The sequence below is a fragment of the Collimonas sp. genome, from assembly GCF_039923675.1.
GTDB lineage: Bacteria > Pseudomonadota > Gammaproteobacteria > Burkholderiales > Burkholderiaceae_D > Collimonas.
On record NZ_JBDTCG010000031.1, the window covers coordinates 1 to 20,698 of the forward strand.

General features: G+C 55.1%; 18 protein-coding genes. 5 read left to right on the plus strand and 13 right to left on the minus strand.

The window, feature by feature from the left end:
• The 4 genes from ABI171_RS06705 to ABI171_RS06720 form a co-directional block, all read right to left on the minus strand.
• On the minus strand, positions 1–250 hold a 250-nt coding region (locus tag ABI171_RS06705), incomplete at its 3' end, for a hypothetical protein (protein WP_348091809.1).
• A gap of 71 nt (positions 251–321) precedes the next feature.
• On the minus strand, positions 322–972 hold the full coding sequence (locus ABI171_RS06710) for an energy transducer TonB (RefSeq protein WP_348091810.1): 651 nt from the start codon (positions 970–972) through the stop codon (positions 322–324).
• 315 nt (positions 973–1,287) lie between these two features.
• Positions 1,288–4,020 carry a TonB-dependent receptor gene (locus tag ABI171_RS06715; protein WP_348091811.1) on the minus strand — a complete coding sequence of 911 codons (2,733 nt, stop codon included), beginning with the start codon at positions 4,018–4,020 and terminating at the stop codon, positions 1,288–1,290.
• Between the two features lie 1,219 nt (positions 4,021–5,239).
• The gene (locus tag ABI171_RS06720; protein WP_348091812.1) at positions 5,240–6,292 is read right to left on the minus strand and encodes a phospholipase A; all 1,053 of its coding nucleotides are present in this window, start codon (positions 6,290–6,292) and stop codon (positions 5,240–5,242) included.
• Positions 6,293–6,498: 206 nt separating this feature from the next.
• Here ABI171_RS06720 and ABI171_RS06725 point away from each other — a divergent pair, with 206 nt between their 5' ends.
• Entirely contained in the window at positions 6,499–7,419 is a 921-nt protein-coding gene (locus tag ABI171_RS06725) for a bifunctional helix-turn-helix transcriptional regulator/GNAT family N-acetyltransferase (RefSeq protein ID WP_348091813.1), read from the plus strand.
• 4 nt (positions 7,420–7,423) lie between these two features.
• Here the strand turns inward: ABI171_RS06725 and ABI171_RS06730 are convergent, their stop codons facing one another.
• From ABI171_RS06730 to ABI171_RS06750, 5 genes are all read right to left on the minus strand, one after another.
• The gene (locus tag ABI171_RS06730; protein WP_348091814.1) at positions 7,424–8,278 is read right to left on the minus strand and encodes an NAD(P)-dependent oxidoreductase; all 855 of its coding nucleotides are present in this window, start codon (positions 8,276–8,278) and stop codon (positions 7,424–7,426) included.
• A 144-nt stretch (positions 8,279–8,422) separates the two neighbouring features.
• Positions 8,423–8,710 carry a hypothetical protein gene (locus tag ABI171_RS06735; RefSeq protein ID WP_348091815.1) on the minus strand — a complete coding sequence of 96 codons (288 nt, stop codon included), beginning with the start codon at positions 8,708–8,710 and terminating at the stop codon, positions 8,423–8,425.
• 191 nt (positions 8,711–8,901) lie between these two features.
• Entirely contained in the window at positions 8,902–9,309 is a 408-nt protein-coding gene (locus tag ABI171_RS06740) for a cupin domain-containing protein (RefSeq protein WP_348091816.1), read from the minus strand.
• A 92-nt stretch (positions 9,310–9,401) separates the two neighbouring features.
• Complete coding sequence (gene ampC / locus ABI171_RS06745) at positions 9,402–10,556, minus strand: class C beta-lactamase (RefSeq protein ID WP_348091825.1); 1,155 nt, start codon at positions 10,554–10,556, stop codon at positions 9,402–9,404.
• 637 nt (positions 10,557–11,193) lie between these two features.
• Positions 11,194–11,988 (minus strand): SDR family NAD(P)-dependent oxidoreductase, encoded by a 795-nt coding sequence (locus ABI171_RS06750; RefSeq protein ID WP_348091817.1) that lies wholly within the window; start codon positions 11,986–11,988, stop codon positions 11,194–11,196.
• Between the two features lie 103 nt (positions 11,989–12,091).
• Here ABI171_RS06750 and ABI171_RS06755 point away from each other — a divergent pair, with 103 nt between their 5' ends.
• Positions 12,092–12,982, plus strand: a complete 891-nt coding sequence (locus ABI171_RS06755; protein WP_348091818.1) for a LysR family transcriptional regulator — start codon at positions 12,092–12,094, stop codon at positions 12,980–12,982.
• 333 nt (positions 12,983–13,315) lie between these two features.
• On the opposite strand, the gene ABI171_RS06760 is transcribed toward ABI171_RS06755, so the two are convergent.
• The 4 genes from ABI171_RS06760 to ABI171_RS06775 form a co-directional block, all read right to left on the minus strand.
• A complete protein-coding gene (locus tag ABI171_RS06760) occupies positions 13,316–15,304 on the minus strand; it encodes a M61 family peptidase (protein ID WP_348091819.1) in 1,989 nt (662 codons plus the stop codon).
• A gap of 68 nt (positions 15,305–15,372) precedes the next feature.
• Positions 15,373–15,810, minus strand: coding sequence for a DoxX family protein (locus ABI171_RS06765; protein ID WP_348091820.1), 438 nt, complete (start codon positions 15,808–15,810; stop codon positions 15,373–15,375).
• Between the two features lie 114 nt (positions 15,811–15,924).
• Positions 15,925–16,548, minus strand: coding sequence for an SDR family oxidoreductase (locus ABI171_RS06770; protein ID WP_348091821.1), 624 nt, complete (start codon positions 16,546–16,548; stop codon positions 15,925–15,927).
• Between the two features lie 37 nt (positions 16,549–16,585).
• Positions 16,586–17,458 (minus strand): NmrA family NAD(P)-binding protein, encoded by an 873-nt coding sequence (locus ABI171_RS06775; RefSeq protein ID WP_348091822.1) that lies wholly within the window; start codon positions 17,456–17,458, stop codon positions 16,586–16,588.
• Positions 17,459–17,594: 136 nt separating this feature from the next.
• Here ABI171_RS06775 and ABI171_RS06780 point away from each other — a divergent pair, with 136 nt between their 5' ends.
• The 3 genes from ABI171_RS06780 to ABI171_RS06790 all read left to right on the plus strand — a co-directional run.
• Positions 17,595–18,002, plus strand: coding sequence for a helix-turn-helix domain-containing protein (locus tag ABI171_RS06780; RefSeq protein ID WP_348091823.1), 408 nt, complete (start codon positions 17,595–17,597; stop codon positions 18,000–18,002).
• Between the two features lie 1,000 nt (positions 18,003–19,002).
• Positions 19,003–20,181: a reverse transcriptase domain-containing protein gene (locus tag ABI171_RS06785; RefSeq protein ID WP_348091824.1), complete on the plus strand. Its 1,179-nt coding sequence runs from the start codon at positions 19,003–19,005 to the stop codon at positions 20,179–20,181.
• A 233-nt stretch (positions 20,182–20,414) separates the two neighbouring features.
• Positions 20,415–20,698: recombinase family protein (locus tag ABI171_RS06790; protein WP_348091826.1), on the plus strand; the 284-nt coding region annotated here is incomplete at its 3' end.

Below are 20,698 nucleotides of genomic sequence, written 5' to 3' on the forward strand. Positions count from 1 at the left end.
ATGGGTTGTTGACAGTCTCGTGGTCGGCAGGAGCCGGTGGCGGGACTGGCGTATCTACCAGCGATGCTGCTGCAGCGTCTGCAGCCTTAGGCGCATCGGCGGCCGGTGCGGAGGTAGCGGCAGCAGGCGCAGATGCTGCGGCAGGAGTTTGGGCGATTGCTGCCAGCGGCGAGATCGTCATGGCAGAGATCATCAGGGCTGCAGCCAGGGCGGAAGGCAAGGTAAATAAGCGGTTACGGGTGATAGACATGCTTGTGCTCCAAAATTAGAAAGTAGATTGCCGCAATCGCGACGTAATAGATGACTCGCGTTGATATGAGCCTACTCAAGTTTCCAGACATACTGCATTTTGGTGGTTGACTGCACCGCTTTGCCATCCGACATGGCCGGCGAGAAATGGCACAGGCTCCAGGCTTTCACCGTGGCCCGGTCCAGTTCCTTGAAACCGCTGCTCTTTTCAACAGAAGAATCAAGCACATTGCCGTCGGTGCCGATGGTCAGTTTGACGGTGACCATGCCCTCTTCTTCGTTACGCAGCGAGGTCCGCGGGTACTCCGGCTTCTCGCAATTTCCTGCAATCTTGGCGCTGGTATGCGCCGGGCCGGCCTCGCCATTAGTAGCAGGCTGCGCCACCGATGTCGGCAAATCATTGGTCGGCGGTTTGACATTGGTCACCGCGGCAATCACATTGTCTGTTGGCGGCGGCGTTACCTTGACCTCGGGTGGAGGGACGAACGGCGGTGGCGGCGCGACCGATTTTGGCGGTGGCGGCACGGGCTTGTCCGGTGGTGGCGGCGGTGGCGGCTTGATCTCTTCGATGATCTTGGTTTCGACCGGTTGCTGGATCACTTCCACAACCTTGCGCGCCAATCCTGTAAGAAGTGCATAAATCAGAAGAACATGCAGAACAACAACCACGCTGATGCCAACTACATTCTTGGAGGGATTTTTCCCATCCTGCGTGAAATCCATACAACGACTCCTGTTTGTTTGCCTGACTGCGGGCAATCTCGGTATTGACAACGACGGCAACCTGTCGACTGTCGGCGTCCTGAACTTGTACTGGCTTGCTGACTTATTGGCGTTGGCTGGCGATTACAGCGGACCGTATCCGACCTGCCCGGCAAAAAGACCGGAGAGCGTTTTCATCAAAGCCAAGCGGGTGCAACCATATCCGGTCATCCACGCTCTCCCGGCAAAATCAACGTCAACTCTTACTTCAACCGCACACAACTTCAGTTGCAACCGGCATGCCGCTTTGGACGGCGGCATGCCGGTATTGCCTTGCTAGAACTTCAGGTGGGCATTCAGGTAGAACTGACGGCCGTTCTTGTAGAACGCACGTGGCTGATCTTCGCTCTGTGCGTAGTACTTCAAGGTCGGATTGTTCAGGTTCTGCGCATCCAGCGAAAAGGCCAGCTGCTCGCTGTACTTGAAGCCAAGAGACATTGCCAGGGTACCGACGCCGGCTTGGTAGAACGCGGTGCTGCGATCCAGGCCGCTGTAGAAGCTGCTGCGGTAGTTATACGAGATGCGTGCATTGAAGCGCTCATCTTCGAAATAAGCCGTCAGGTTGGCGGTACGCTTGGAAGCGCCAACCAAAGGACCGTTGGCAGCGTCATAGGCGTTGATAAAGGTGGCGTTGGTGGCAAAACCGAAGTTTTTCCCCAGAGGCATTTCATACGCCAGTTCGATACCGGTCACTGTTCCGCTAGTGTTGACCGGCACGGTCAACACGTAATCAGCCATGTAGTTGGCAGGATGATCAGGCGTGCTGGTGACATAGCTTCTGGTGACGCTGCCCAGGCCGACATAGCTGGTCAGGTTCATGTTGAAGACACTCGCCGACACCAGGGAACGAGGAGCGAAGTACCACTCCAGCGATGTATCGAAGTTGTTCGATGTGATCGGCTTCAGATCGGGATTGCCGCCGCTGCCGGAACCGATGGAACCAAACTGCGCCGGTGGCGACAGCGATACCTGGCCGGCCAGTGCCGAGTAATCCGGACGTGTCATGGTCTTGGATAACGCGAAACGGGCAATCAGGTCTTTGCTCAGTTCGAATTTCAGATTGGCGCTAGGCAGGACATCGACGTAGGTGTTCTTGTCTTGTTGCCGGACGAACGGACCGAAAGCCGACGTTAAAATCGCTCCTGGTGCGGTGGCGGGTGCTGCAACGTTGGAGAGTACGTTCTCTTGGGTCTGAACTACGCGCAGGCCGACATTGCCGCTCCAGTGATTACCTTCAAGATTACCTTGCAGGTAACCGGCAGTATTCTTTTCCTTGACCGAAAACTCAGAATTCCAGTCTTCGCGCGATACTGGATCACGATTCGTGAACGCGTTGTATGCCGCCAGCTGTCCCGGTGTGTAGTACCAGACATTTGTCGGGAAGCCGCTACCCAGGCCGCTGCCGAAATTCGACGGGAAATTTTGATAGCCTTGTGGGAAATTGGCTGGATTGGCGGCGCTGCCATCCGCCGCAGGTCCTTGACCGATCACGCCATCGGAACTGCGTTTGTGGTCGTTATAACGTGCACCGAACTGCACTGATGACAGAGCGCCCCAGCCGGCAGTATATTCACCGTCGATCTGCGCCCAGTTTTCCTTGTCCTTGACGTCGATGTTCTGGTCGCCAAAGATCCAACCGAACTGCGCACCTGCAGGACTGGAATTATTGGTAGCACCCAGGTTCCAGTTGGCGGCTGTACCTGTACCGTTCAACTGGTAACCGGCGCCGGCGCCAACGCCGACATTCCATTCCGCGACGTTTTGCGTCGGCGTTTTACCTTCACCGGTCGAAGTACCCAGCTTGGTGGTAAAGGTCAGCGAATCGCTGGCGCGCCACTTGGTGCCGAGCTCGACAAAATTCGAGCTGGCGCTCTCGTCCGGACGTGAAATCTGGTCGTAGACCCCGTAGTTGGTCCCGGCCACTGGCGCAAAAGTCGCCGATGTCAGCGTGTTGTTTTTCACGGTGTAACCAGGATTCGGCGATTGACCGGCGCCGGCGTTGATGACTTGCGCACCCCAGAATTCATAGCTGCGGTTGTAGTTGGCGGCCTTCATTTCTGAAGTGAAGCCATTGATGTCGAAAGAAAAATCGTTGCTGACCTTGAACTGGGCATCGATCAAACCGCCGGTGCGTTTGCGTTGTTGCTCAAACAGGGCGGAGTTGATCAGGTTGGGCGCATACACGCCAGCCAGGTCAGGATGGGCGGTGGCGATCTTGCTGCCCGCAGCGATCTGGGTATAGCCGAGGATTTCCTGGCCTTGGCGCTCCAGATGGCGCTCTTCCGAAAACGCCTGCACCAGGATGCCGAAGGTATTCGCTTCGTTTTTCCAGTTGATCAGCGCGCTCATTTGTGGATCTGTCTTGCCTGGCAAATCGGCATACACGGCGCCGATGGTCGCTTCAGCAGTGAACTGTTTCTTGAACTCCAGCGGTTTGCGGGTAATGATGTCGACCGAACCGGCGACGCCGCCCTCAACCAGGCTGGCTTCGGAGCTCTTGTGGACCACCACCGAACCGACCAGTTCGGATGGCAGCATGGTGTAGCTGACGCTACGGCCAACCTGGCCCGATTGATCCAGCACGAACCAGTCGCCGGAAGCCACATTGTGGCCGTTGATCAGCGTTTGCGTCAGGCTCGGGCTGGTGCCGCGCATGCTGACCCGGTCGGCTTCATCGAAACCGCCTTCGGTGGCGCCGGCATTACCGATGGTGACGCCAGGCACACGCGACAGCGAATCGGCCACGTTCTTGTCCGGCATCTTGCCGATATCTTCCGCGGTGATGACTTCCACGTGCGAGTCGGCGTTACGTTTCTGGGTCAGGGATTTTTGCAACGAACCGCGGATGCCGCTGATGGTGACCTGTTCAATCTGGCCACTCTTGTCAGCGCTCTTGCTGTCAGCTTTTGGAGCTGCATCATCTGCCTGCTGCGCATATACCGGCATGGCTGCTGCAGCCATCACCAGCAGTGCAACCGCAGATGCTATTGGTGTTAAATTTTTGTTCACTTACTGTTCTCCCCATCGATTGCGGCCTCGCCTATCCCAGGCAGGCCATTTTTCATTTACTTCTCCACACTGCGGTTTGATATCGCTTCAAGCCGGCAAAGGGAGAACCTTTTTTCGATACAGTCGCCAATACAACAAGACCAACCAACAAGACGCCGCATGTCACTGCAAGTGCCACAATTTCCCGGCCGTGTCCTTCTCCAAAAACCGTCCCGGGAAAATGCTGTGCGTACTCTGCCCCGCACATCACCCCAAACCTGCCTTGCGCCCAAGCTTCAAAATTCCATTTAGAAACGTTGCGCTGAGGACACTCTATGGACCGTAAAAGTGGGTGTCAATAGGCATTTAACTGGTATTACATAAATAAATTATTGGTATCCAAATGCACAATTCATATATCTATATATACCGTTGTTTACATTCAATATTTTACAAACGCCACGACTGTTGTTTAGTGGACTGGACTGGTCGCTTTTTTTGAAAAACGGACCTGGAAAATTTGAAATTTTATGAAAAATAGAAATTAGCGGATTTTTTGTTGAACTTCTTCTGCCTTGACGCATCGCGGCATAAATGCACCTGTTTTTGTGCTTTTATTTTATATTTTATCTATGAAAAAATCGATTTTTGGAAATTGGAAAATCCATTCTTTTTTAATAATAAAATGATCATTTAGTTAGCTGAAAGATGACGATCCTCGTTTTTTTAATTATTTTTCATAAAAACAGTTAAGTCGTCACATGAATCAAGCGGCATTGTTCAAGACGCTAAACAACGCTGCATTGCAGCATTATTTATACCGCCAAATAAATGACTAAGACCAGTTTGTATTGGTAGTTTTTTTGTAATACCACTTTGGTGCGCAAAGCACAGAAATGGTGAATCGGCTTTATTGGTATTACAGTCGCGGCGCTGTTCCAGAAACGATAAATTGACCGGCTATAGAAAGGTGGTGCCCTATGTCATCCTGGCGGCAAGAGGATCATCGCGGATCGCGTAAAACCATCGTTGGCTGGCGACCCGGGCAAGATCAATTTGGTGCGTCGCAAGATGGCGTGTGCCACCAGTAAACGCCGACAACTGCAGGTTGGCCGATGCGGGAGAGGCAATTTACAGGGCCAGGAGACGATTCTCCCAGCCCCTGTCCGCAAACAAAAAAAGCCCCGGGCGCATGACGCCCGGGGCTTTTTCACAAGAAAATTTTCTTGTGAAGGCGTTATCAGAAGTCGATCAGGAAGCCGGCGCCAATCGACTTTTGCGAATAGTTGTAATCGATCAGGCTTTCGCCGTAACCCGAAAACAGCTGCACATAGCCCTTCAAGTTGGTCGTGACCGGAAACGCCAAGCCGGCCTGGAATGCGCCGTGTCCGGTCTGGAAGTTGTGGCGCGCCAGCAGTGAATACTCGTAGCCGTCCTGGCGGTAGATGGCGCGCGCATCGCCGTGGCCCATGTAGTCGACGATGTCGATATTGTCGTTATCAGAGGTGGCGTTGTCGAGGCGCTTCCAGATCCTGGCCGCCAGCGCCAGCTTGCCGTATTCCACGCCCAGCTCTGCATAGAAGCGATTCCAGCTGCGCGACAAGGTAGAAGACTGGCCGTTGGACTGGTGCATCAGCGCGAAATTGAGATAGCGGAAATTGAGATCGCCAAACTTTGCATTCAAGGGCAGCGTCGCAATCAGCTCAGGCTGGTAATTGGTTTCGCGAAACGGGCTGGAGTTGGCCCGGTTATAGGCCTGCCAAAAGCTCTGCTGGGTGTAGGCCAGCCACAGGTCGACCGGACTGCCGGCGATATTTTCCGCCATCTTCATCTTGAAACTGAGCTGATAGGTCAACTCCACTTTTTGCGGATTGAGCCCGTTCGGCGTGTCCTGGTTGAACGGCGCCCGGTTGGTCGCGCTGCTGTAATTGGCTAGCAGCACGTAATTATCCAGGTAAGACTTGAGGGCGAACACGCCGCGCTTGGCGTCGGAATCCAGCTCCCAGCTCTGGACGGTGTGCGAAATCTGTTCTGCGCCCTGCTCTGTCGTGGTCTTGCCGGTGATGGCTACCGGCGTCGGCGCTGCAGGCACAACAGATATTGTTGTTGCGTCTGCGGTGGCAGGGACGGCAGCGTCCGCCGTAGCCTTGGCCAGTGCGTCAAAACATCCCAGTCGCACGCCGGCATTAGCCAATGCAGAGCAATGCACCAACTGTTGTTCAAGCTCTGCCGCATACAGCGCCGGCGAGATGCAGCTAAAAGAAAGAAGAAGGATTTTTACGTTTCTTTTCATGGAAAATTTCTAGAAAAAGCGAAATGATGCAGGCAGGCCCGGAGCGGCAGGAAAAAACAAAAGGTTTTCATTATCGCCAAGTTCCGATGCGCTGCCAGAAAAAACTGGCTTGCTATCGGGCCAATCGCCAACAAAAATAGAACGCCTCTTGATTTGATTGCCTTAGGCACTTATATTATAGCCTGAGGCAACTTATGGAATTATCCATGACCATCGAACAACTCCGCGATCGCGCCATCATGGTCCGACGTTTCAACCGCTTCTACACCGACAAGATCGGCGTGCTTCAAGAGCACTTGCTTGACAGCGCTTTTTCGCTCACCGAACTACGCATACTGTATGAACTCGCGCATCGCTCGACGCTGACAGCGACGGATCTGGCCCGTGAGCTAAGCCTTAACCCCGGCTACCTGAGTCGCGTGATATCCGGATTCGAGAAAAAAGGCTTGCTCGAACGCGCGCGTTCGGAAGCCGACGGCCGCGTTGTGCAGCTGCGCCTGACCGAGCTCGGGCGCGCTACATTCACGCCGCTGGATGACGCATCACAACGTGAGGTCACGGCAATGCTGGAGCGGTTATCGGTACCGGAACAGCATCAGCTGGTGGACGCCATGCAGCAGATAGAAAGTCTGCTGGGCCAGCCCCGCTCTTCCTATCTGCTACGCGATCCGCGGCCGGGCGACATGGGCTGGGTGGTGCATCGCCATGCCGTGCTATACGCGCAGGACTACGGCTGGAACGCAGACTTCGAGGCGCTGGTGGCGGACATCGTCGCCAACTACATACGTGATTTCGATAGCCGTGCGGAACGCTGCTGGATCGCGGAGAAGGACGGCAAGGTGGCCGGCTCGGTGTTCGTGGTGCGCCATGATGACACCACCGCCAAGCTGCGCATGCTGTATGTCGAACCCGGCGCGCGCGGCATGGGAATAGGCCGGCGGCTGGTCGAGGAATGCCTGGACTTTGCGAAATTCGCAGGCTACAAGAGAATGCTCCTATGGACCAACAGCATCCTGACGGGCGCCCGCGATATCTACACGAAAGCAGGCTTTGACAAGATCGCGGAGGAACCCCATCACAGCTTCGGCAAGGACCTGATTGGCGAGACCTGGGCGCGTGATTTGTAAGTGATTACGGCCGCGACACCGCGTCGATGCCGATAATGCTGGCATCCTCGGCGCCGCGTCCGGCCGCAATCAGCTGATCCATTCTGGCCGCGACCGCCGGCAACGCCGCCATCGGCCGCTGGCCGACAGTTTCCAGCATCAACCGCACATCCTTGCGCGCCATCGCCAGCTCGAAGCTCGGGGTGAAATTGCCTTTGGCCATGTTCGCCCCCCGGGTCGCCGCCATGCCGTTCAAATCGAATAATCCCAACAGCTTGATGGCGTCCTCGCCGCTCACATCGCTCGCCTGCGCCAGGGTAAGGATATCGGCCATGATCGCAGACAGGCCGATAATCATGGCATTGCCAAACAGCTTGTTGGCCGCAGCAAGGTCCGCGCGTTCACCCATGTATTCGAGACGTCCCGTCATCTTGGCGAGATCTGCCTGCACTGCTTCGAAGAGCGCCTTCGGTCCCGCCACCATCATCGATCCCTGGGCATTACGCGCAGCCGGCGGCCCCATGAAGACCGGACAATGCAAATACTTTACTCCCGCGGCATGCAGGCGCGCGGCGCGTTCGGCGGTAAGCGCCGGCAATGTCGTGGTGTGATCAATCACGATGGCGTCGGCGGGCAGCGCATCGCGTATTGCAGCAATCGCCTCTTCGACCACGGCGTCGTCTTTCAGCACGATATGCACTCTTGAGACAGCCCGCACCGCTTCAGCAGGTGTCGCCGCCGGCCTGACGCCGAACTGCGCCAGGGCCTGGACTTTGTCGCTGGAGCGATTCCATGCCGTGACCGTGTCACCTCGTTTGGCGGCGGCTTCCGCGAATGCGCTGCCGAGCAAGCCGGTACCGAGAAAAGCAATGTTTGCCATGATCGTAATCCTATGAAATTGAGCTTGAACAACTGAGTGTCGAAATATAACACCGGATCAATTCGGAGGCTGGCGACCGACTGTTTTGTGATGGCTTGGTATTTTTTTGGGAGGGGGATGACGCAATTCCTTAGCGGCGAATAGCTACTCGCCCAATTCAACAGTCATTAGTGCAGCCGCATACTCGATGGTTTTTTTATAGTCGGGCATGCTTGGATGCGTACTATTGGCCAAGGCCGTCAAACTGTTGTGGAACACCCGCTGGTTGAACGCCGGATCGCCCGGCTTGACGTTGGACAGATAGTCGCGCGCGTCGCGGATGGCAAGCAGCACCGAGAAGCGGACATCCTCGCCGTAAAGCGCAAGCGTCGCGCATCCCAGGATTTTCTCGATACTCTGGTTGAGATAGGTATCATTGATGAGTGTTTCCATTCCAAGTCCCCCTAAGTAACACTGCTCAACAAAATCATCGCGGAGATGACACTTCGCTGTCCAATGTTAAATCGGAAATTTCACAATCCTTTTCAAATTTGTTAAATCGAAGGAAATATTTAATGATTGGCGGCATCATTCAGCACCCTGTTTCGCCGAAATCAACCGGATGGAGAGGCTACGGCATAACTTTACCTGGGCGCAGGTACAACAAAAGGCTTGGCCGGCTCCCACACCCAACTGGCAATGAATTTAGCACCTTGAGGACCAGCCTTGGTTGCATGCACGCTCCCCGCCGGGATCTGAAAACTCTCCCCCGCCTTAATCGTTTTCGAAGCCTGGCCTTCCGACATCAGCACCAATTCTCCTTCAAGCACATACACCACTTCAGGCCCGGTTTGCATGCGGCGCTCCTTCATCGTATCAGGAGCCATTTCCCCTATTCCCAAGCCAAGCTGATAGAGTGTTGTCGATAAATTGATCCGTTGCAGGACGCGGGTTGGCTGGTTTGACGCAGAAGCGGCCTCTTTTGCAATGACAGAGTTGGATGCTGCAGCAGCTGCAAAAAAAGCTGCAATAAGATATTTGGTTTTCATCATCGACCAGTCGGTAAGAGCGGATCGATACCGGCAGGATAATGCCCCGCTGATATCAATAGAAAAGACAAAGCACAGTCGCGCGACAGGACAACTTAGTCAGCTTGCGATTGGTTTTTGGGCGGCGCCTTGCCATCCAGGTGGCTCAATATCTGATAAGCGGCGGTCACCCGGTCGGCAATCGGATAGTTCTTATTTGCGAGTATCACGATGCCCAGCTTTTTAGCGGGGATAAAGGCGACATAGCCCGCAAAACCGTTTGTCGACCCGGTCTTGTTAATGAGGACGTTCTCCTGTGGTGGAAGAGGAGGATGTATCTCGGTTGCCATATTGCTTTGAGTGACCATCGCATCGGAATTTCCGGCCAGCAGCCGTTTCAGCTCCACCGGATAGGCGTATTGCTCCCACATCAGATCTTGCGCTATTTCCCCTGATTTGTAATAGCCGGTGTGCGTGTCCGTTATCGCTCGCTGCAATTTTTCATTCAGCTTGATCGTCTGCATGTTGGCATCGACAAACCGGATCATGTCGATCGTGCTGGATTTAATCCCATAGGCTTCGGATCCCAGAATCCCTTTGTTCAATCTGACAGGCGCATCTTTTTTTGTATAGCCTTGCGCATAATCCTTCATCCGATCTGCCGGTATATTGATGTAACTGTGCGTCATTCCCAGCTCCGGGAACAATTTCTTTTCTATCGCATCGTCAAAAGACATCTGCATGCTCTTGGCGGTAACCATGCCGAGCATGCCGATGCTGACATTCGAGTAGGTGCGCTGTGTGCCAGCGGCATAAGCCGGTTGCCACAACTTCAGGTAGTCCAGCAACTGATCCGTATTGCCAACCTCGTCCGGCACTTGCAGAGGGAAGCCGCCTGCAGTATGCGTCCCTAAATTAAGCAGACTGACCTTGGCGAATTTACTGTCGCGCAGATAGGGAAAATATTTTCCAGGACTGTCGGATAGCGAAAGCTTGCCGTCGCGCTGAGCATAAGAAGCCAGAGTCGCCGTAAATGTCTTGCTCAGCGAACCGATCTCGAACAGTGTTTCGCTGGTAACCGGTTGCCGGGTTTCTTTCGACGCCACGCCATAGTTGTAGAAGTAATTTTTACCGTCGACGGTCACCGCAACGGCTATGCCAGGGACATTGTTTTTCTCGACTAGCGGTTGAATAGCGGCATCTACGATGCCACGGACCGTAGACGGATCAACCCTGTCTGCCGCATAGCAATAAGACGCAAGAAGACACATTGAGATGGAAAACAGTTTGATTATGTTCATGTTTTTTTGACGCATAGTTGAATAAGCCTTAGATCGAAATTGTTTGCGAAACCGAGAGCGGGCTATTTTATTAGGCGCAACGGTGATTAGAAAAATCACGAGATTGGAGGCAACTACATAAGAAATAGTTTCATCTCATAGACGATATCCTGCATAGGGAGACAAACGCGCGACGCCACTATCTGGCTATTCGCCTTAGAGCTGATGAAGTCGCAATATCCGCTTTTCCAGAACCACCGGCAATCTGGATTTCATTGGATTAGGGTATAGAAAATCTTATGCGGGATACGATCGCAAATAAATTACAAGGCGGGATGTATGAGCGGATATGACAACAGCCCGGCTACCAAAGCTAGTAGCCGGGCCGTGATTTTCTGGTTACGGGGGCAGGATTTTTCGTTGTATACCCATCAGGCTCAAGCGGTCGGTCAAAAAGCCTCCCCGCTCATGAACGTAGACATTACGTGAATAATTTTTATTGCGTAGAATAAATAAATTCAACCGTGTTTCCTGCCTAACAATTGTTCAAAGGATTTAATAGTTGCTTCAAGGACCGATGGTTTGGCCCTTCCCGAAGCCGCGTTGAATGAGTGAAAAAGCGCGCGCCCTACGCAATTGTCCGAACGACACCGCCGTCGACGCGCAAGGAAGTACCTGTTGTCGCCGACGCTTGCTCCGAGCAGACATAGACGACCAGGTTTGCGACTTCTTCGGTTGTCGCGAAGCGATTGAGGAGCGTGGTCGGGCGATTCGTTTTCAGGAACTGCTGCTCGGCTTCCTCACGCGTAATGCCTTGCGCATCTGCATTCGCCTGCGCCCAACCACCCATGATCTCCGAATTCGTCGGACCAGGGAGAACCGAATTAACGGTGACGCCCGTTCCGCCGACCACCTCGGCCAAGCCCCTCGCAATGGAGAGCTGAGCGGTCTTGGTCGTGGCGTAGTCGATCATGTCCTTGGGGATGGCAAGCGCGGACTCGCTGCTGATGAAGACGACACGCCCCCAGCCACGCTTCGTCATGTTCGGCACATAGTGGCGGGAGGCGCGAATGCCGCTCATGACGTTAAGTTCGAAGAGATCGATCCACTCGCTGTCCTCAATTTCGAAGAAGGACTTCGGACGCCCAGTACCCACATTGTTGACGAGAATGTCCGCGTCCGGCGCCTGCGCGAACAACTCCGCCGCGCCTTCCGGGGTCGCAAGGTCGGCGATGACGCCGGTGAACTCACCTTTTGGGAAAAGCTTGCGCAACTCGCGAAGCGTTGCGGCGACCCTGTCCTCGCGGCGGCCGTTGATGACGACCGCGGCGCCCGCACGTGCCAACCCTTCTGCAATGGCTCGGCCGATACCTGCCGTGGACCCAGTTACGACCGCCTTGCGGCCAGTAAGATCGATTTTCATGACATTAGTCCTTCAACATGTGGAGAAAGCTGGATTGTGAGCGATGTCGGAATCAATGATAATGACTTAATTTTGCATAACATTAATTCTCAGGAGGAATGGGATGGATCGATTCCACGAATTAAACGCCTTCATAGCCGTGGTTGAAGCAGGCGGTTTTACCGCCGCCGCGCGTCGAACCGGCGATTCACAGTCAGCGATCAGCAAGGCAATCGGCGCGCTCGAGAGACGCCTCGGGGTGGCGTTATTCAACCGAAGTACGCGCAGCGTGACCCTGACGGATCAGGGTCAGAGATACTACGACCGGGCAAAACCGCTTCTTGACGAGATGGATGACGCCGACAGCGAACTGACCGGCAGCACGCATGATGTTTCGGGTCTGATCAGGATTGCTGCATCAGGTACTTTCGGCCGTCTTCATGTCTTGCCGCTGATCCCCGACCTGTTATCGCTCAATCCTGGCCTTCAGGTCGATCTCATCCTCTCGGACTTCGTGCGAGACATGGTGGAGGACGGGATCGATCTGGCGATCCGAGTGGGGCCTGTCAACGATCCCAACGCGATCGCCAGACGCGTGGCCAGCACTCCCCTCGTATGCGTCGGATCCCGTCGCTACTTCGAGCAACGCGGAATGCCAAAGACTCCCGCCGAGCTCGTTGATCACAATTGCCTTGTATATCGCGGCTTGACGGAGTCAACGCATTGGCCTTTCGTAGGACCAGAAGGTCAATTTAGCGTTTCCGTGCACGGAAATCTCACGTCCAACAGTATGGAAACGATCCGGGCCGGTGTGCTAGCCGGTGTGGGAATCGGCCTGTTTGCCAAGGTCTCTCTTGCCGATGACCTCCGACATCCGGACGTCATCACCGTTCTCGACGAATTTGTAGGTGACGCCAGAGACATAAGCCTCATCTGGCCAAGACGCCGGTTTGTACCGGCGCGCGTGCGACGAGTCACCGATTTTTTCGCAGAGGCCATACCGCAGCGTATTTAGCCCCGAACTTGGGAAAAATGCTCAACGATGGCGGGGGCTTCGGGATCAGCCAAGCGGATTTTCTGGTGATCGCGCGAGGCATGAAAACTCAACAAGCAGAGCACGGTCCGTCCCCTAAAATTTGCTTGGTATTGCTCGAACACCTCACGTTCCATCTTTGCCGAAGGTTGCGCTGGAGCGTGAGGCATTCGGCATTGACGACGACAAGAAGGACACAGCAGATACCGGTATTGAGTCGGTGATTAAGCGTGTCATGGCCAAGAGTGGCTAGTAATGAGGATGTAAAGGCGGAGGTTGCTGGGTTCGTTAAAGGATGAAGCGTTATGTTGCCGACTACCTGCTCATCGGCTGCAGAATTTCAGCGATCCGATCCGGGGTATTTGGGACGCGCTCCAGCACGGGATGCCTTTGTCCACCGTGATAGTTAAGACGCAGGTCCGAGATTACGCCGGTATTGCCAACCTTGAAGTCGATGGGCGTCGGCGTCGTTTTCGCGGCATCGATTGCCTGTTGCAGAGTTGCGCGCGCGAATGGTTGACCGTTCACCGCAAGTATTTTCATCCCGGGGCCGAAACCTGCCTTATAGGCAATTTCACCCATCAAGACATCTGAGATCACGCCGTCCGCTCTGATGCTCATGGCGAGGGAATACTGAAAGTCTTCGTCAGCGGCTTCTTTGTAGCCAAGCTTATAGCCGGCTCCGGCGATACCTTGAAGGGGTGCTTTAGACAGGGCGTGAAGGCGTTCGGTGAGAAAGCCTTCCCAGTCGTTCGGAACGATCTGATTCAAGCAAGCCACGATGTCGTTGAATGAATATGGAACAATTTTGGGGCTGGTATCTCCACCGAGACCATAGAAGAGAGCCACAAAGTCGTTAAGTGACTTCTTTCCGTTCGACTTGTTGCGGATAGTCACATCGACATCGAGCCAGATCAAGTTCCCTTCGCTATAGAAATCAAAGCCGTTGAGACGCCAGTTATCGTAACTAGAATCCTCACTGCTCCAAAGCGGGTAGGCCATCGTGTCAACGTCGTCAAGATCCCTCCACTGCATACCTGGACGGCGATCATAGTAGGCAGCTTTCGATGCCAGAACATCCAAAAATTCTTCCTTGGTTGCGCTGCCTGTTCTCACGGTCATCACATTGGAAAGATAGTCTGTCAGCCCCTCGTATACCCATATTCCGCTCGTAATCACAGGAGTTTGAAAGTTGGGCGTGACGAGTCCTTCAGGGCGCCGATACTTGCCGTTCCAGCTATGAAGAAAATCGTGGATCGTGTAATTCGCGTAAAGCTTCTGCCCTTTCTCATTATGAAAAAAATTGGCCCGACGACGATTGTCCAGGGATTGCAGGTGATCGATCGCCTCGCCCGAGATGTTGTTCGAAAGGGTGATGAGAAAGCGGTATTCGTCATAGTGATGGCTACGAAACAGTAGCCCGGCCTGGCGAATCGCCTGGCTAAGTTCATCAACCCGCGCTTGGGGAACTTCGAGGTCTTCCGGGCGATCCGCTACTATGTCGAGATAGTGCCTGGGTGAAACATCAGGGGCAAGTGCGATTTCTCGGAAGTAGCGTCCGGAAATCATCGGGGAATCGACGAGTTGCTCGAGTGACACGGGCTGTAAGTTTACGACCGAACTGCTCGGCCCGATTGCCCCTGCGACAGCTTTGAGGGCGGTGGCCATATGCCAACCGTCTGGCAAAATGACCGTCGGGGTGACGGTGAGATCGGCGACTCGTGTATCGGGTCCGCTGTAGGGGTAAAGGACGACGGTGTTCCAGTCCAATACCGCGAGGTTTGCATCCGACGATGCGCGGGCGTCCCCATTCTTGTCCGATGTAATGAAGTCGAATCTGACCTCGATGGAGCCGACTCCATTCGGAATGGTCACATGGTAGAGATACAGGTCGAGGGGATCACGATTCCAGGAAAGAGTCTGGCCGACAACGCCGCTGCCATCACGGACTTTAATGAATAGGCCTACCTGCTGCGTGAGCGGAGCGGGCACATGCTCGTTGGGTATCCATTTTGGAAAGGCGAGCGTCAAGGGGCCGGGCTGTACGGGGAAAAATTCTGTGGTGTGAAGCAGCTTCCGCGGAGCGTCGCGCAGGTCCACGGAAAGACTTAGCGGCAATTGTGCCCGCACCTGGCAGGCACATAACACGAGCAATGATAGATACAACGGCTTAAGACGCGCATGAAACATAAAACACCTCAACATGAGTGAATTGATTTGATTTTTGAAAATGCAGCGATCGGTGGTGTAAGACTCGAACCGAGTCCCAATGATGTAATCAGAAGCCTCTTGTTTGATCTCCAAATGCCATTGGACATGCTAGTAGGTACCGTTTCCTGCCATGCGAACCCTGCATCTGCTCGCACCCGCTGTTAGGGCCGCTCGATACTTCGATTCTGACAAGCTGCTCTTTGGCCATGACTACGTGCAGAGTGGTGCCCTGATGTCAGTCCTACCGGGATGGTAAGCCGCTTACACCAGGCGTTCCAGCCGACGACTATCGATAGTATCGCCGCAACGAGCGGCGCCACGCCATGTCCGTATTCGCCGTGGAGTGTGACAGTCGTGAGTGCCGCCAACATCACGGTGCAGCCGAGCGCCGAGCCCCATATCCGAGTCGGTGTGCGCGCCAGCAGAACGGCGGTAGTGAGTTCCAGAGTTCCGGTGACGAAGTGGAACCAGCTCGGGTATCCCCACTGCAGATATTCTTCGTAGATCGATGGAGGAGCGAAGATGTTGCTCAGCGATCCCACGACGAAAAAAGCGGCAAGTGCCAAGGCCGAGACCTGGCGCCAGGAAATATTTGACATAAATTCAACCTTTTCTATTGAGGGTACCATCGTGGACTCGTGTGACCGCTTGGCCGACCAGCCGGCAGTTCTCCGCCAATTGTGGCGGCTCGAAAAGTGCTACGAAATCGCCCTTCACCACAGGATGACGGGGGCTCGCCGCAACCAGGTATCGGTTGTCAATTGCTCGACCACGAACTGAGCGACATCGGCGCGCGCTATCTTGCCGCCGTTGACCCCTGCAAGGTCCGCGGTGGCCCTGACGCGGCCACGCAGTGGGTCGTTGGTGAGCATGCCGGGGCGGACGATAACCCAGTCTAGCGAACTGGCGCGGATCGCGGTTTCCTGGCGGCCCTTGTCTTTGTAGGCAGGGCCGAGCAGCAACGGCTGGAATAGCCGGTCGAAGACGAAGCCACCGTGGCCGCGACTGTCGCCGACTCCGAGCGCGGAGATGCAGATTAGACGGCGGACGCCGGTGCGGGTCATCGCCGCGACGAGGGCGCGGGTCGCGACGGTCAATAGGTCAACCTCGCGAAAGCCCACACCGGTGCCCAGCGCGCTGACAACGGCATCGCAGCCGTCCGATGCGCGTGCAAGGGTAACCTCATCACGCACATCGCCCTCGATCAACTCGACTCCTGGCAGATCGGCGCGCGCTTTCGCACGAACCAGCGCCACTACGGAGTGACCGCTCGCCACGGCGTCGCGGACGATTAGCCGACCGGTTGCGCCGGTTGCTCCCAAAACTAGTATCTTCATGTTTGCTCTCGATCTTTTTTGAAGGTTACGGTGCGGTTCACGCCGTGACGGCCTGTCGCGCCGCCGCGAATACATCACGTGGAGGCGTCCTGCCGGCAACGTGCTCCGTGCCCGCGGCGCCGAGATCCATCCAGCCCGCGTTGACGGCCTCGAACATCGCTTCAGCCGCTCCGGTTTGACCTTTGGGGATGCCGAACTGTTCGAACGCTGCCGGCCACTCGGCCCTCGGGACAGCGAACGCCTTGACGTCGCGCTGCATGACGTCGCCCAGTTGCGCCGCGACTTCATCCGCGCTGAACATCGAACCAAGTTCGATGACGCGATGCCCCGACCACGCCGGCCCGGTCAGCAGTGCCGCCACCTCGGCACCGATGTCGTTCGTTGCGACCATCGTGGATTTCCGGCCGGTCGGGTCGTAGTAAACGGGGAGCGTGCCGCCCTGGGCGACGTGCAGGCCGTACAGGAAGTTCTCGAAAAATCCGCCGGCGCGCACGAAAGCAACCGGCGACGCCAAGTCGCGAAAACTTTGCTCCAGCAGCGACAGAGCGGTGATCATTCCCAGCCCGTTGGTCCGGTTCGCCCCCATCGACGAGAGCGCGATCACACGTGGCGGCGCGGCCTTGGTCAGTGCCTCGACATAGCTCGCGATGACGCCCTTGGCTTCCTTGAAATCCGGCGAGGGGACCCAGACGGCTGGCAGCATGACGAATGCGCCGTCGACGCCATCGAGCGCCCGCTCGATGGCGGCCGCATCATTCCAGTCGCCATCGACCAGTTCGACACCGTGACTCGCCCAACTTGCGGCCTTGGTTCGATCGCGGACCAGCGCGCGGACCTTTTGGCCGCGGTCCAGCAGATGTCTCGCCGTTGCGCCGCCAACTTTTCCTGTGATTCCCATAATCAGAAACATGCATTTCTCCTTGCGTTAGGTGGTCTATGTTGTAGAATAGATAGTCTATTTTGTAGACAAGGTATAATATATAGACCTTGAAACCGCGCCGCAAGGAGGCAGTTATTTGTAACCAGGTGAGATTAAAGGAACCCGTATGAGCTCCGCATTAAGCGTGATCGAGCGTTTCGGCCGATACCAATCGGACGACGCCCAGTCAGTAGGACCCGTACTGTGCCCGGTGCGAGACGTGCTCGACCGCATCGGCGACAAATGGAGCATCCTCATGATCATGACCCTCGCGACGCGACCACAGCGCTTTAGCGAGCTGCACCGAGCTATTCGCGACATCTCCAAACGTATGCTCACCCAGACCCTACGTGATTTAGAGCGCGACGGACTGATCACCCGCCATGTCTTTCCGACCAAGCCGCCGAGCGTTGAATATCGCCTTTCCCCGCTGGGACAATCGCTGCTGGACCCGATGGCGAGTCTGGTCGATTGGGCCGACTGCCGTTATTCCGATATCCACAATGCGCGTGCCCGCTTCGACAGCGCACCTTGAGAGGTGGCGGTAGGTCACTACTGCGGGTTAGTGACCACTAAGTAGTCCGCACGAAGGCCGTGGCGCAGCAGCACACAGAGGATTGGGGGAGTGACCTCGGAACGGCTGACGGAGAATCCGCCTGGAGCTGATAGCGGAGAAGCGCGAATTACGTTAGCCAATGTCTGCTTTGCAGCCGCCCTCTGCTGGTGGAGAGCGCCCCCTGGCGTCACGGTCTGTTGCGAGCATTACGCACTACAGGCGACGTGAATTTTTTACTTCCCCTGGTCCAGTCGCAGGGGGCAGTCCAAAAATGCGTCATTTTGCGTCAAACTGTTGCAGCCGATTTTCTCGCGAATCCCGCGCAGCCTGGAGGCTTGGCGTTTTTGCGATCTGCGTTAAAACCAGTGCATTTAACTTCCAGCGCAGGCGTGGGGGGACTGGTGCGTGCGACATGAAGCTGTTGGAATAATTGCCTTGCCCGCAGAGCATCGTGGTGACAAGGCCCGTTGTGCCGTCAACGGTAGCCTACTGGCCCAGGCGAGACGGGTAACTGTCTGATCTGAAGCGGTCAGGACAATGTAGTGGAAGCTGCGAGCGCAAATGCGGCTCCCGCGCTAGGCTTGGTGGTATTGGTTAACGTAAGTGAACTGCTGATAAACGTCGTCACCCCCGACCAGCCAAAGGCGCTGACAGGCTGGAGCCAAAAGGCACGTAGCTGGTTATCTCCCTAGCGCCATGGAGATACGCGGACATCATAGCTACCGGCGAAAAAAAGGCAGAACCTAACCCACCGTGTTATCTCATCGGAACATGGTAAGCCCGTATCGCTGCCCTATGGGCAGGCGACCCGCGAGGGAAGCTGTTGGCGGTGCGGGTAGAGGAAGACGGAGAAAGCGAATGCTTTTCTGTAATGGCAGAGATAGGGATTGCAACATCATCCCATGCGAAAGCAGGCCCACTTCCGTCCGGTCTCTCATCACGAGAGAATTTGTAGAACTTTTGAAGGCAGGAATCGCAAATGACCATCACTTATCCGATGGGTGCACCAGCCAGCAACTCCGAACATTGGAACCAGATCGACTGGCATCAGTGTCGCCGAGAAGTGAGAAAGCTGCAAGTGCGTATCATGAAGGCAGTTCAGGAAGGCCGCTGGCACAAGGTGAAACCTGTTTCGGAAACCACGGCAGATCGGCACTCCTATGGGTTTCGGCCAAAACGCTCAACAGCAGATGCGATAGAACAGTGCTTCAGATCGCTATCGCAGAAATTCTCTGCTCGGTGGGTGTTGGAAGCCGATATTCAAGGATGCTTCGACAATTTTAACCATGACTGGTTACTCGCCAATATCCCAACGGATAAAGCGATACTGGCAACGTGGTTAAAAGCAGGCTTCATGGAAAGCCACATCCTCTCTCCAACCATGGCGGGCACACCACAAGGAGGTATCATTTCTCCGACGGTGGCAACCATGGCACTCGATAGCTTGCAAGCACGTTTAAGTCAACAGCTCGCAAACACCGAAGGGAAGCGCAATCGACTGCATATGAACTTCGTTCGATACGCCGACGATTTTATTGTGACAGGTCACTCGAAAGAGTTCTTGGAACGAGAAGTCAAACCGTGCATCGAAGCGTTTCTGGCCGAACGGGGGCTGACCCTCTCTGCTGAGAAAACGCGGGTCACTGCAATTGAGGAGGGATTCGATTTCTTGGGCGTGAATCTTCGTCGCTTCGACGACAAGTTGCTCACGCGGCCTGCGCAGAAGAGCATTCAGTCTCTGTGCAGCAAGCTCAGGAAAATCGTTAAAGATAATCTGACGGCAAAGCAACATAGCCTGATACAGCAACTCAACCCGGTCATCCGCGGTTGGACGCATTATCATCGGCATGGCGTAGCCAAGAAAATCTTTACGGATGTGGATACCTATCTATGGCAGCCACTGTGGCGCTGGGCTACACGACGTCATCCCCACAAAGCGGCAAGATGGATTAAAGATAAATACTTCAGGTGCATAGCACATCGCCACTGGGTATTTGCTACTACCGAAAGTACAGGTTCAACGGAAATGGTTGCGCTGGTCAAGGCCCGCGATACGAAAATCCGGCGACACCTCAAAATTCGATGTGCAGCTAATCCATTTGATCCGGAGTGGAATGATTACTTCGAGCGGCGCAAATACCGACGATTCCGGGACTAACCGGTTGACGAAAGAAGACTTCGAGAGGCTTGAGCGAAGTGCGGTGAAAGTCGCACGCTCCGTTCTTAGGGGACGGCGGCGCAGCAATGCGCTGCTGTTATCCGACCGATTGAAAAGTCATCGGCGACAGCCTTTTTCATGGCAAGCTAGCAATACCAGGGCGTAAAAAAAGCCGCGTAAAGCGGCCTGAGACGATGCCCGCGCTGCCGTAACAACATGGCAGCGGGGCAGGTATATCCTCGCCGAGAGGCGGTACCCGGGCCGTCTCAGCGGTATATGGCAGCCCGAGCAAGGGTAGCGGGATTTTGAATAACTCTCTATATATTGGGAAGTATGTCTGGAACAGATCCCAATGGATCAAAGATCCAGACACTGGCAAACGACAGCGCACAGAACGTCCCAAAGACGAATGGCAGCACGGTGAAAACCCAGAACTACGAATCGTGGACGATCTACTATGGAACAAGGTCCGGTCCAGAATGGATTATGGCCGCGATGAAACCGGACACAAGCGGGC

Bases quoted from the DNA above. Each gene is read 5' to 3' on its own strand.
- ABI171_RS06780 (WP_348091823.1), top strand. From the start codon at position 17,595: ATGAGCTCCGCATTAAGCGTGATCGAGCGTTTCGGCCGATACCAATCG.
- ABI171_RS06770 (WP_348091821.1), bottom strand. From the start codon at position 16,548: ATGAAGATACTAGTTTTGGGAGCAACCGGCGCAACCGGTCGGCTAATC.
- ampC (WP_348091825.1), bottom strand. From the start codon at position 10,556: ATGTGTCTTCTTGCGTCTTATTGCTATGCGGCAGACAGGGTTGATCCG.
- ABI171_RS06725 (WP_348091813.1), top strand. From the start codon at position 6,499: ATGACCATCGAACAACTCCGCGATCGCGCCATCATGGTCCGACGTTTC.
- ABI171_RS06765 (WP_348091820.1), bottom strand. From the start codon at position 15,810: ATGTCAAATATTTCCTGGCGCCAGGTCTCGGCCTTGGCACTTGCCGCT.
- ABI171_RS06710 (WP_348091810.1), bottom strand. From the start codon at position 972: ATGGATTTCACGCAGGATGGGAAAAATCCCTCCAAGAATGTAGTTGGC.
- ABI171_RS06730 (WP_348091814.1), bottom strand. From the start codon at position 8,278: ATGGCAAACATTGCTTTTCTCGGTACCGGCTTGCTCGGCAGCGCATTC.
- ABI171_RS06750 (WP_348091817.1), bottom strand. From the start codon at position 11,988: ATGAAAATCGATCTTACTGGCCGCAAGGCGGTCGTAACTGGGTCCACG.
- ABI171_RS06735 (WP_348091815.1), bottom strand. From the start codon at position 8,710: ATGGAAACACTCATCAATGATACCTATCTCAACCAGAGTATCGAGAAA.
- ABI171_RS06775 (WP_348091822.1), bottom strand. From the start codon at position 17,458: ATGTTTCTGATTATGGGAATCACAGGAAAAGTTGGCGGCGCAACGGCG.
- ABI171_RS06740 (WP_348091816.1), bottom strand. From the start codon at position 9,309: ATGATGAAAACCAAATATCTTATTGCAGCTTTTTTTGCAGCTGCTGCA.
- ABI171_RS06720 (WP_348091812.1), bottom strand. From the start codon at position 6,292: ATGAAAAGAAACGTAAAAATCCTTCTTCTTTCTTTTAGCTGCATCTCG.
- ABI171_RS06785 (WP_348091824.1), top strand. From the start codon at position 19,003: ATGACCATCACTTATCCGATGGGTGCACCAGCCAGCAACTCCGAACAT.
- ABI171_RS06755 (WP_348091818.1), top strand. From the start codon at position 12,092: ATGGATCGATTCCACGAATTAAACGCCTTCATAGCCGTGGTTGAAGCA.